An 11,258-nucleotide genomic window follows, 5' to 3' on the forward strand; every position below is an offset into this window, starting at 1 on the left:
CGATCGCCATGCCAGCTTGCGAATCAATGATTTACATGCTGCACTGCAACATCCGGTTTCAGTCCGGAGGGCCCGCGGCGGGCATTGTTTGGACCTGCGCTAGAGCATTTGCTCGATCACCTCGACCCGATCTCCACATTGAACCTCGCCTGCGGAGCGTGCAATCAGGTTCTGGCCGAAGCGGATGCCGCCGGCGCCGCGGCGATAGTCCTTCAGCGTCCGCAGCGGCTCGCCGTCACTCTCGGCAGCGCCCGAGTCTGGATCAATGGTGGTGAAAACGCAGCGTGTGCAGGGTTTGACCACATCGAACAGCACGCTACCTATGCGAATCTGCTTCCAGCGATCCTCGGCGTGGGCCGCAACGCCGTCGATCACCAGATTGGGGCGGAAGCGGCGCCAGCCCAATTCGCGTCCCGCCCGGCTCGACAGCAGTTCTGCCGCAGCGAACGACAACAGCAGCAGCGGATAGCCATCGGCGAAGCCTACCTGATCGCCGGGGAGTGAGTACTCCGCTTCGGGTGCGCGCCGCATCTGTTCATCGGCAAACAGCAGCCGCACCGGTCGGCCCAGATAGCGGCTGAACCAGTCGGCGGCCTCGGCCCCGGCATCGGCTGCATTGACCTCGCTGCCCCAGACCTCCGAATCCACCCGCTGGCTTCCATCCGGCTCTGCGACCTGCAGCGGCAGCATGCCCGGCGCCCTCAGCCTCAAGTTGCCGGCATCACCAACTTCAGCCCTCACCCGGACCAACGAGGGCGATTGCCGGCCGGTGATGAAACGGCCGCTGTCGTCGACCAACATCCAGCGGCGGTCGTGGCGCAGCCCACGGGGCTCGACCACGGCGCTCTGCAGCGCCAGTCCGGCGCAGGATTTGACCGGATAGATGACAATGGCTGCCAGGCTGGGGGACATGACTGAGCACCTGCTGGGTCTGGGTATCGCTGGCAAAACTACACGCTATGCTGGCCGATCGCTCAGTTCGAGCTTTCGGGAACGCAGTTGCATGAATCCGATCCGACCTGCGCCAGCGCTCAGCGCCGAGCAGATCCTGGCCTACGCCGAGGCCATCTACGAGATCGAGCAGGACGGACACTGGATCAGCGCCGAGCAGTACACCCGGCACCAGTCCGATACGCTGCCGCAAAGCCTGATCAGCGCCTGCAACCCGTATTCGTTGCGGCTGCCGGATGCGCTCAACGAGGCCCGACAGCGGCAACTGCGCGACCGGATCGAGGCTGCAGGGGTACGCTGGCATCCGGCGCGGGGTCGCGCTGCCGATTTCAGCTGGCTGGAACCCGGTTTTCTGGTCGCAGCAGCGCTGCCTCTGGTCGACAGCTGGGCCCGCGCCTTTGAGCAGCACGCGATCTGGCTGCCCGCGACGGCCACCTCACCGGCCATGATGCGCCTGTATGCGACCGATCCCGGTGCCGCCCGGTCGCTGCGTTTTCCCCATGTGCACCTCGAATGGGTAGGATTCGGGCCCACGACTCCAGAATGACCACCCGCTTGCCGAACGCCAGCCCAGTTTCCAGCGCACCCCCGCTGCTATCCGCCACGGCGCTGACCTGTCTGCGCGAGGACGAAGCGCTGTTCGTGCCCATCGACATCGCGCTGGCCCAGGGCCACCTGCTGGTGCTGGAAGGCCGTAATGGCGCCGGCAAGACCACCCTGCTGCGCGCCCTGCTCGGTCTGCATGCGATCAAGGCCGACAGCCTGCATTTTCGCGGCGCCGACGTGCTCCGCGAGCGTCATGCGCTGTGTGCCGGAACTCTGTGGCTGGGCCATCTGCTGGCGCTCAAGGGCGATCTCACGGTGCGCGAGAATCTGCATTACAACCTGGCCATCGGCGACGAGGACGATGCCGTCGATGTCGAGTCACTGTGCACGGATCTGGGGCTGGCCGGCTATGAGGACACGCCGACCCGGGCGCTGTCGGCTGGGCAGCGCAAGCGCGCGGCCCTGGCGCGCCTGGCCGCCAGTCGTCGATCACTGTGGCTGCTGGATGAGCCCTTCGCCAATCTGGACGGGCCGGGCATGGCGGTGGTCGAGCGCCTGCTGGAAGCGCATCTGGCCCGCGGCGGCGGCGCCATGCTGACCAGCCATGGCGTGCTTCCCATCACCTTGCCGGCCACGACGGTGCGCCTGGAGCACCCGCGATGAGCGCCACGCGACCCTATCGCGCGCTGCTGATGCGGGATCTGCACCTGGCGTTCCGGCGTCGCGCCGACCTCTTGTTGCCGCTGGGATTTGCCGTACTGGTGGTGCTGCTGTTCGGCATTGCGCTGGGCGGCACACCGGAACGGCTGGCCCCGGTGTCGGCGCCGGTGATCTGGGTCACCGTATTGCTGGCCGGCTTTCTCAGTCTGGATGGACTGTTCAGACCCGATGTCGAGGACGGTACGCTCGATCAATGGCTGGCCGGCCCCAGTTCCATCATCGGCTTGATGTACGCCAAGGCATTGGCGCATTGGCTGCTGTACGGTGTCGGCCTGACCCTGTCGACGCCGCTGCTGGCCATGCTGCTCAATCTGCCTGTCAAACTGTTACCGGTGATGCTGGCGGCACTGGCCATAGGCACACTCGGCGCCACCCAGATCGGTCTGGTGGCGGCGGCCTTGACAGCCCGGCTGCGCCGCAGTGGTATTTTGTTGGCGGTGATCGTCATGCCGCTGTACCTGCCGCTGCTGATCTTCGGCAGTGGCGCGGTCGATGCAGTGCGTCTGGGTGAATCGCCCAAGGGTGCGCTGTTGTTGCTGGCCGCACAGACGATGTTGCTGTTGACCCTGGCGCCGCCGGCTGCGGCCGCTGGCTTGCGGATAGGATCGGACAATCCACCATGAATCCCGTGCTGCGCTGGTTTCACCAACTCGGATCACCGCCATATTTCTATCGCTTTGCAACCCGTTGGATGCCGTGGGCTGGCGGCGCTGCGCTGATCCTGACGATCATCGGCATGTACTTGGGCCTGGCCCGGGCGCCAGCCGATTATCTGCAGGGCGACAGTTTCCGCATCATCTACATCCATGTGCCCAGCGCCTGGATGAGCATGTTCATCTATGCGGTGATGGCGCTGAACGGGGCCATTGCCCTGATCTGGCGCATCAAGCTGTCGGAGATCCTGTTTCTGGCCTGCGCGCCGATCGGTGCCATGTTCACGGCAATCACGCTGATCACCGGCATGCTCTGGGGCAAACCCACCTGGGGTGCCTACTGGGTGTGGGATGCGCGGCTGACCAGCGAACTGGTGCTGCTGTTCCTGTACTTCGGCGTGATCGGTCTGGCCTCGGCCTACGACGATCTGCGCCAGGGCGCCCGCGCCGCCGCGGTGTTGGCCATTGTGGGCGTGGTTAACGTTCCGATCATCCATTTTTCGGTCAAATGGTGGAACACCCTGCATCAGGGCGAGACCATCCGCATTTTCGGAAAGAGCAGCATGGATTCCTCGATGATCTGGCCGTTGCTGATCATGGCGCTGGCCACCAAGCTGTACTTCGTATTCGCCCTGCTGCTGCGCGCCCGCGGCGTGTTGCTGGAACAGGAGCGCAACAAGGCCTGGGTGCGCGAGGTCTTGCTCGGAGTGAAGAACTGATGCTCGCCTGGCTGGAAAACCAGGGTCACTGGGGCTACATCCAGGTCTCGCTGGCGGTCACGGCGCTGTTGGTCCTGGCCGACCTGCTGCCGCCGCTGTTGCGCCAACGCAAATTGCGGGCTGAACTGCGGGCGCGGGTACGACGCGAACAACAACTTCGGGAATCGGAGACGTCGTGAAGAGTGAGGGCACGAGGGCGCGAGGGCATGAGGGCACGCGACAGCGAGCCCCGGCCACTCCGGCTTTTGCGTGCCCTCGCGCCCTCGTGCCCGCGTGCCCTCGTCCCAATCAAACCTCTATGGCAGGAACACCATGAACCCTATCCGCCGCCGTCGCCTCATGTTGATCGTCGGTCTGGTTCTCGGCATCGGTGCCGCGACCGGGCTGGCCCTGACCGCACTCAAGGAAAACGTCAACCACTTCTACAGTCCCAGTGACGTGCTCGCCGGCAGCGTGCCTGAGGGCCGCACCTTCCGCCTCGGCGGCGTGGTACTGGAAGGCAGTACAAAGCGCGACGGCGGCACGCTCCGGGCGCATTTTGTGGTGACCGATCGCTTCAAGAATCTGCCGGTGGAGTTTGAAGGCATCCTGCCGGACCTGTTCAAGGAGGGTCAGAGCGTGATCGCCACCGGTGTGCTGCAGGCCGGCGGCGTGTTCCATGCCAAGGAAGTGCTGGCCAAGCACGATGAGAACTACATGCCCAAGGAAGTGGCGGAAGCCATTGCCAAGGGCAAGGCCGAGAAAGCCAGCCATGAGGCGCAAACGCCATGATGCCGGAATTGGGACAGGTCTTTCTGATACTGGCGCTGCTGCTGGCCGTGGTCCAGGCGGTCGTGCCGATGATCGGCGCCCAACTGGGGGATGCCGCGCTGATGCGGGTGGCCCGACCGGCCGCCTACGGCCAGTTCGTGTTTCTGGTCGGCGCCTATCTGATCCTGACCTTCGGCTTCATCAACCAGGATTTCTCGATTGCCTACGTGGCCCAGAACTCCAATCTGCAGTTGCCGATGCACTATCGCTTCAGCGCGGTCTGGGGCGCCCACGAAGGTTCGCTGCTGCTGTGGGTGCTGATCCTGAGTCTGTGGACGGTGGCTCTGGCAGTGTTCAGTGGCAAGCTGCCACAACGCTTCATCTCCAGGGCGCTGGCCACGCTGGGCGTGATCTCGATCGGCTTCCTGAGTTTCCTGGCCTTCACCAGCAACCCCTTTGAACGCCATGTGCCGGCCCTGCCGGACGGCAACGACCTGAACCCGCTGCTGCAGGACTTCGGGCTGATCGTGCATCCGCCCATGCTGTACATGGGCTATGTCGGCTTCGCCGTGGCCTTTGCCTTTGCCGTGGCCGCGCTGCTGGACGGTCGGGTCGACCGCCAGTGGGTGCGCTGGTCGCGCCCGTGGACCAACGTGGCCTGGGGTTTTCTCACGCTGGGCATCGCGCTCGGCAGCTGGTGGGCCTATTACGAACTGGGCTGGGGCGGCTGGTGGTTCTGGGATCCGGTCGAAAACGCCTCCTTCATGCCCTGGTTGGTGGGCACGGCGCTGATCCACTCGCAGGCGGTCACCGAAAAGCGCGGCACCTTTGCCGCCTGGACGCTGCTGCTGGCCATCGCCGCCTTCTCGCTGAGTCTCCTCGGTACCTTCCTGGTGCGCTCAGGCGTGCTCACCAGCGTGCATGCCTTCGCCAGTGATCCAGCCCGCGGCACCTTCATCCTGATCTTCCTGGCCATCGTCGCTGGCGGCGCCCTCACGCTGTACGCGATTCGCGCACCGCGACTGCAGGCGGCGCCCTCGGTCGGCCTGTATTCGCGTGAAGGCCTGCTGCTGGCCAACAACATCCTGCTGGCCACCGCCTGTGCCATGGTCTTGATCGGCACACTCTATCCGCTGGTGGCCGAAGCCTTCGACTGGGGCAAGATCTCGGTGGGCCCGCCCTACTTCGGCCTGATGTTCACGGTGTTGATGGCGCCGCTGGTGGCGCTGGTGCCTTTCGGCCCGCTGACCCGCTGGAAAGGTGATTCGATCACCACGGTGACGCTGGCGCTGCGCAGTGCATTGGCGCTGGCAGCGGTCATCGGCGCGCTGGCCTGGATCTTCCAGCGCGAACTGCCGATCCGCGCGGTCCTCGGCATCACCCTTGGCGCCTGGGTCATGCTCGGCACCGTGGTCTTCATCCTGCGCCGGATGCGCACTGCCGGTACCGGCAAGCGCTTCACCGCCGAGATGATCGGCATGGGCCTGGCCCACGCTGGCCTCGGCGTGTTCGTCATCGGCGTCATGGTCACCGATTCACTGAACGTCGAGCGGGACGTGCGCCTGAGCCCGGGCGACACCGCCGAAGTGGCCGGCTACGAGATCGCCTTCATCAGCCTGCGCCATGAAGAGGGTGCCAATTACATCGCCGATGAAGGCGTCTTCGAGATCCGCCGCAATGGCAAGACCCTGAGCGAGCAGCGGCCGCAGAAGCGTCAGTACCTGCGCGGTCAGGTCATGACTGAAGCCGCCATCGATGCCGGCTTCTTCGCCGACTTCTATATCGCCATGGGCGAACCGCTGGAGAACGGCCAGGCCTGGGCCGTGCGTCTGTACTACAAGCCGATGATCCGCTGGGTCTGGCTGGGCGCGCTGCTGATGATGCTGGGCGGTCTGATTGCGGCCACCGAACGTCGCTTGCGGCAAACCGTGGTGACCCGGGAGTCGGAGAAGGCCAACGCCGACGATGTGGTGCCGATCGGGGCCGTGCAGGCGTCGGAGCGCGCATGAACGCACGTGCGCTGATTCCCCTGGCCGTCTTCATCGGCATCGGCGGCATTCTCTGGAGCGGCATCGGCAAGGATCCGCACCTGGTGCCCTCGCCGCTGGTAAACAAGCCCGTGCCCGAATTCTCGGCGCCGGCCCTGGCCGATCCACAGCGCCAGATCACCCGCGCGTCGCTGCTGGGCCAGCCCTATCTGCTCAACGTATTCGCCAGCTGGTGCGTGAGTTGCCGGGTCGAGCATCCGGTGCTGATGGAATACGCCAGGCGCGGCGAGCTGAAACTGATCGGATTCAACTGGAAGGACGCTCCCGAGGACGCCAATCGCTGGCTGGCGCAGTTCGGCGATCCCTATGCCGACATCCTGACCGACTTCGACGGCCGCCTGGGCATTGATTTCGGCGTCTACGGCGCGCCGGAGACCTTCGTCATCGGCGCCGATGGCACCGTGCTCTACAAACAGGTCGGCCCGCTCAGCGTCGACGACATCGAAAACACCATCAAGCCGATGCTGGCGGGGAACAAGTGATGCAGAGAACAGGGGCACGGGGCATGGGGCAAGAGAGCTTCCCCGCGTCGCGAGACGCTGAGGGCCACGAATCCACCGGAATCCCTTTCTGGTTGGGCCGTGACCCTATTCCGGACGTTGCCAGCACCTGTTCTTCCCGTGCCCACAGCCCCCTGCCCCCTGCCCCGCTCCATCTTTGGGTCCGGGGCCTCGGCCTCGCACTGTTGCTGCTGCTCGCGACCTTGCCCGCATTCGCCATCGACCCGATGCCCTTCGAGGATCGAGCCGAAGAAGTGCGCTTTCAGAATCTGCTGCGCGAGTTGCGCTGTCTGCAGTGTCAGAATCAGACCCTGGCCGATTCCGATGCCGATATCGCCCGGCAGTTGCGGGAAGAGATTTTCCGGATGATGAACGAAGGCCAGTCGGACGCGCAGATCAAGGATTTCCTGACTGCACGTTACGGCGACTTCGTGCTCTACAAGCCACCGGTCAAGAGCGGCACCTGGCTGCTGTGGTTTGGCCCTTTTCTGATTCTTGCCGGCGCCGCCACGGCGCTGGTGGTCCATTTGCGCAAACGCCGCGGTGTCGCCGCGGCCCCGGCTGCCAATCAGGCACGGGATGAGGAGGATTGGTGAGTTTCAGTTTCTGGTTTCTTGCAGCGCTGCTGATCCTGGCCACGCTGGCGGTACTGCTGTGGCCCTTGCTGCGCCAGCCCCGCTCCGGTGCCATCGCCACTCAGACGGCCCTGCTGCGCGAGCAGCTGGACGCCTTGAAGTCGGCCCATGCCTCCGGGCTGATCGATGACGCCAGCTTTCAGACGCGGCAGCAGGCTCTCAGCGCCGCCGCACTGGCGCTGATCGACAGCCCGTCCAGCAACCCGGCACGGAGCACGCTGGCGGCGCGTGCCACCGCGCTGATCCTGGTGTTGCTGATTCCGCTGACCACGCTGTGGCTGTACCAGAAGATCGGTACCCCGCATGCGCTGACCTTTGCCGGTATCAGCGCCAGCGCTGCGCCGGATGCCGCCGGCGGCGCCTCGACCAGCAATGCCCCGGATCTGGCCAAGGCGGCTGATTCGCTGGCAGCCAAGATGAAGGACAATCCCGAAGACGGTCAGGGCTGGGTGCTGCTTGGCCGCACCTATCGGGCCATCGAGCGCTTTCCCGAAGCCAGCGCCGCCTACGCAAAGGCTCTGCCGCTGATCGATGACGATGCCGATGTGCTGGCCGAGGCGGCCGAGGCGCTGGGGCTGTCATCGTCGCCACGATCGCTGTCTGGCGAACCGGAAGCACTGGTCGACCGCGCACTGAAAGTTCAACCGGACAACCAGAACGCGCTGTTCCTGAAGGGCCTGGCGCGGGCGCAGGCCAATGATCCCGAGACCGCCGAAGCGATCTGGGAAAAGCTGCTGGCACTGATGGAACCAGGCACACCGGCGCAGTCAGCCGTGGTCGAACAGCTCAATGTGGTACGCCGACAACTGGGCAAGGAGCCGCAGGCGCTGCCAGCGATGCCGACCGGAACGCCTGCCGTGGCCGCTGCAGCTGCCGCATCTGCGGCGCCTGCCAGCAGCGCAACGGCGGCCGGCATCGACGTCAACGTCAGCATCGCCCCCGAATTGGCCGCCCGCATTCAACCCAGCGATGTGCTGTTTGTGTTCGCCCGCGCCGAGGCCGGGCCGCCGGCGCCGTTGGCGATCCAGCGACTGGCCGCCAGCCAGCTGCCGATCACGATCCGTCTGGACGAGACCATGGGCATGATCGCGGGCATGTCGCTGGCGCAGTTCCCGAGGGTGATCATTGGCGCCCGTGTGTCCAAGTCCGGCAATGCACAAGCGTCGCCCGGCGATCTGGAGGGCCTGAGCGCCGCGCTCGACTGGCGTGCTGCCGGCAAGGTCGACATCGTCATCAGCACGGTCAAATAGCGCCGCGGGCCGGCGGCAAATGGTTTGCCGGTAGGCGGGCGTCTCGCCTACTGCCCGCAGGCCACCTCAGACGGCGCCCGGTTGACCTGCAGGGTGATGTGATCGATATGGAAGCGGGCATTCAGCAACGCTGATGCCTGCTGGTAGAAATCGTCCTCGGGCGGACCTTCAGGCCGGATCAGGTGCGCGGTGAGCGCGATCTCGGTGCTGCCCATGGCCCAGATGTGCAGATCGTGCACGCGTTCGACTCCGGGCAGGGCTTCGAGCGCACCGCGCACCTCGGCCAGATCGATCTGATCGGGTACACCATCGAAGAGCAGATGCAGGGATTGCCGAAACAGGCCCCAGGTGCCGACCACGATGACCACGGCGATGGCCAGACTCAGCAGCGGGTCCAGCCATTGCCAGCCGAAGGCCAGCACCAGCACACCGGCAACGACCACACCCAGCGATACCAGCGCATCGGCCGCCATATGCAGGAAGGCACCCTGGATGTTGAGATCGTGCTCGCGCCCGCGCAGGAACAGCAGCGCCGTGGCCGTGTTGACGACAATGCCGACGCCCGCCACCCAGATCAGGGTCATGCCCGGCACCGGCGCCGGCACAGTCAGCCGCTGCAAGGCCTCCCAGGTGAGCGCACCCATCGCCATCAGCAACAGCAAGGCATTGAAGAAGGCCGCCAGGATGCTGGCACGTTTCCAGCCATAGGTATGGCGCTCATCGGGGCGCAATCGCGCCGCTGCGGCGCCGGCCCAGGCCAGCACCAGCCCGATGACATCACTGAAGTTGTGCCCGGCGTCGGCCAGCAGTGCCAGGGAACCCGTCTTCCAGCCATACCACGCCTCGACCAGGACATAGATCAGATTCAGCGAGATGCCGATGACAAAGGCCCGGCTGGTGGACTCGGGACTCGGCGGATGGTGGTGGTGTGCGTGCGCGGTCATCAATAGTCCGGCCGAGTCACCGGCGCGAAGCCCGCGAAGATTCCCTGCGCCATCCACACCGCCAGCACGACGTACAGCAGACGCGGAATCCAGGTCGCCAGGGTATCGGTGCGCTCGGCCACCAGCTTGCCTTCGGCCTGGGCGTAGCGCGCCAGCAATTGCGGCAGTTCGCCGCTGCCTTCGCCGGTGGCGATCATGCCAACCACCGCAGAATTGCCCGGATAGGCCAGCGCGCTGACCGCCTGGGCCAGTGTCTGCCCGGATTGCAGTCGCGGCAAGAGCTGGCCATAGTCATCGCGAACCGCTTCCACGGTCAGCGTGTCGACCGCGACCGGCACGGCATCGAACATGGCCACGCCGCTGCCCAGCAGCAGCGCCAGATTCTCGAAGAATACCTGCGCCTGGCGCCGCACCATCAGTTCGCCCAGCACCGGCAGCCTGAGCGCCAAGGACTCCAGGGCAGCCCGCCCCGAGCCGCCGGAGCCGTGGGCGTAGCGCCGGGCCGCGTACTGGAGCACGGCCATGATCCCGGCCAGCGCCAGCAGCCGGCCCAGCGATTGCATCAGATAGGCACCGCCACCGATGTTCCCGGCGATCAGGGCCGGCAAAGGTAACAGGAACAGTGCCAATGCAAACACCGCGAGCGGGAACAGCAAGCGCGCCCGCATCTGCTTGCTGCGGCGAGCCTGCGCCGCCGCCGCGGCGCCCAGGCGCTCATGCGCAATTGCCGGACTGCCGGCCTCGATGGCGGCACGCAAGACTGCCGTTTCCAACGGCGTGAACAGCCCGACCGTGGCCTGCGCCAGGTTCCGGCCCTTGCCCAGCGCTGCCAGCACCGGTGCCCACCGCGACTGCTGCGCCGCTGAGCCGCGAAGCAAGCCCACCGCCTGCGCCACCGGCAAACCCGCACGCTCCAGCGCCGCCAGTTGTGCATGCACCTCGGCGCGTTCGGACGCCGTCAGCGGACCACGAGTCATGGACGATCGACCGTCGGCGGCGGCGACTCCATGCGCAACACCCGCACCGTCTGGAACTCGCTGACCAGCCGATAGCAACTCACTTCCACCCGCATCAGCACGCAATCGGGTGATGCGACGAAGTCCTGCAGACCCGGATGCTTGCCCAGAAACAGTGACAGATAGGCCGCGCGCTCGTCGGCCACCATGGCCACCGCCCGTCCGAACACTGACAGCGCCGTCGCCCGTTGATAGTCGACAGGATCATTGCTGCGGTCATCGATCAGGAAGGACACCAGCGCATTGCTCATGAGGTTGGCGTGCTTCTGGGTTTCCCTGAAGGTCGCAAACACCAGGTAGCGCAGATCGTCGGTGTGGGCGAAGGCCATCAGGCTGGTGTAGGGCTGCGCGTCCTGCTGCGTGGCCATGACGCCCTGCAGCTGCGCCGACAGCAGCCGATGGATCTGTTGCTCGATGGAGTCGATCTGCACGGTCAGGGTGGCTCCGGAATCGCAGAGCGCAGTCTCACACACTGCGCCAAGCATGCGAACCGCCGGGCGCTGGAATCAGCTCGGTGTATCGAGTG

The 11,258-nt window shown here is 65.6% G+C and carries 14 protein-coding genes; 10 read left to right on the plus strand and 4 right to left on the minus strand.

Annotated features, from left to right (window positions below):
• Positions 1 to 99: 99 nt before the first annotated feature.
• Positions 100 to 912, minus strand: a complete 813-nt coding sequence (locus H7A19_14125) for an MOSC N-terminal beta barrel domain-containing protein (GenBank protein MCP5475966.1) — start codon at positions 910 to 912, stop codon at positions 100 to 102.
• A 91-nt stretch (positions 913 to 1,003) separates the two neighbouring features.
• On the opposite strand from H7A19_14125, the gene H7A19_14130 reads away from it, so the two are divergent.
• The 10 genes from H7A19_14130 to ccmI all read left to right on the plus strand — a co-directional run bounded on the left by H7A19_14130 (position 1,004) and on the right by ccmI (position 8,772).
• Positions 1,004 to 1,498 (plus strand): DUF3293 domain-containing protein, encoded by a 495-nt coding sequence (locus H7A19_14130; GenBank protein MCP5475967.1) that lies wholly within the window; start codon positions 1,004 to 1,006, stop codon positions 1,496 to 1,498.
• Positions 1,495 to 2,160 (plus strand): heme ABC exporter ATP-binding protein CcmA, encoded by a 666-nt coding sequence (gene ccmA / locus H7A19_14135; GenBank protein ID MCP5475968.1) that lies wholly within the window; start codon positions 1,495 to 1,497, stop codon positions 2,158 to 2,160. The genes H7A19_14130 and ccmA overlap by 4 nt, the downstream gene beginning before the upstream one ends.
• Complete coding sequence (gene ccmB / locus H7A19_14140; protein MCP5475969.1) at positions 2,157 to 2,840, plus strand: heme exporter protein CcmB; 684 nt, start codon at positions 2,157 to 2,159, stop codon at positions 2,838 to 2,840. Before ccmA ends, ccmB begins: the two co-directional genes overlap by 4 nt.
• Positions 2,837 to 3,589 carry a heme ABC transporter permease gene (locus H7A19_14145; protein ID MCP5475970.1) on the plus strand — a complete coding sequence of 251 codons (753 nt, stop codon included), beginning with the start codon at positions 2,837 to 2,839 and terminating at the stop codon, positions 3,587 to 3,589. Before ccmB ends, H7A19_14145 begins: the two co-directional genes overlap by 4 nt.
• A complete protein-coding gene (gene ccmD, locus H7A19_14150) occupies positions 3,589 to 3,768 on the plus strand; it encodes a heme exporter protein CcmD (protein MCP5475971.1) in 180 nt (59 codons plus the stop codon). Before H7A19_14145 ends, ccmD begins: the two co-directional genes overlap by 1 nt.
• Positions 3,769 to 3,901: 133 nt before the next feature.
• Positions 3,902 to 4,360, plus strand: coding sequence for a cytochrome c maturation protein CcmE (gene ccmE, locus H7A19_14155; GenBank protein ID MCP5475972.1), 459 nt, complete (start codon positions 3,902 to 3,904; stop codon positions 4,358 to 4,360).
• The gene (locus tag H7A19_14160; protein MCP5475973.1) at positions 4,357 to 6,348 is read left to right on the plus strand and encodes a heme lyase CcmF/NrfE family subunit; all 1,992 of its coding nucleotides are present in this window, start codon (positions 4,357 to 4,359) and stop codon (positions 6,346 to 6,348) included. The genes ccmE and H7A19_14160 overlap by 4 nt, the downstream gene beginning before the upstream one ends.
• Positions 6,345 to 6,869 (plus strand): DsbE family thiol:disulfide interchange protein, encoded by a 525-nt coding sequence (locus tag H7A19_14165; GenBank protein MCP5475974.1) that lies wholly within the window; start codon positions 6,345 to 6,347, stop codon positions 6,867 to 6,869. The genes H7A19_14160 and H7A19_14165 overlap by 4 nt, the downstream gene beginning before the upstream one ends.
• A gap of 23 nt (positions 6,870 to 6,892) precedes the next feature.
• Positions 6,893 to 7,483 carry a cytochrome c-type biogenesis protein CcmH gene (locus H7A19_14170; protein ID MCP5475975.1) on the plus strand — a complete coding sequence of 197 codons (591 nt, stop codon included), beginning with the start codon at positions 6,893 to 6,895 and terminating at the stop codon, positions 7,481 to 7,483.
• Positions 7,480 to 8,772 carry a c-type cytochrome biogenesis protein CcmI gene (gene ccmI, locus H7A19_14175; GenBank protein MCP5475976.1) on the plus strand — a complete coding sequence of 431 codons (1,293 nt, stop codon included), beginning with the start codon at positions 7,480 to 7,482 and terminating at the stop codon, positions 8,770 to 8,772. Before H7A19_14170 ends, ccmI begins: the two co-directional genes overlap by 4 nt.
• A 47-nt stretch (positions 8,773 to 8,819) precedes the next feature.
• Here the strand turns inward: ccmI and H7A19_14180 are convergent, their stop codons facing one another.
• The 3 genes from H7A19_14180 to H7A19_14190 are packed head-to-tail and all read right to left on the minus strand — an operon-like array spanning position 8,820 to position 11,163.
• The gene (locus H7A19_14180; GenBank protein ID MCP5475977.1) at positions 8,820 to 9,716 is read right to left on the minus strand and encodes a cation transporter; all 897 of its coding nucleotides are present in this window, start codon (positions 9,714 to 9,716) and stop codon (positions 8,820 to 8,822) included.
• Positions 9,716 to 10,693: a type II secretion system F family protein gene (locus tag H7A19_14185; protein ID MCP5475978.1), complete on the minus strand. Its 978-nt coding sequence runs from the start codon at positions 10,691 to 10,693 to the stop codon at positions 9,716 to 9,718. The genes H7A19_14180 and H7A19_14185 overlap by 1 nt, the downstream gene beginning before the upstream one ends.
• A complete protein-coding gene (locus H7A19_14190) occupies positions 10,690 to 11,163 on the minus strand; it encodes a pyridoxamine 5'-phosphate oxidase family protein (GenBank protein MCP5475979.1) in 474 nt (157 codons plus the stop codon). The genes H7A19_14185 and H7A19_14190 overlap by 4 nt, the downstream gene beginning before the upstream one ends.
• Positions 11,164 to 11,258: the final 95 nt, after the last annotated feature.

Source organism: Rhodanobacteraceae bacterium (genome assembly GCA_024234055.1).
Classification (GTDB): domain Bacteria; phylum Pseudomonadota; class Gammaproteobacteria; order Xanthomonadales; family SZUA-5; genus JADKFD01.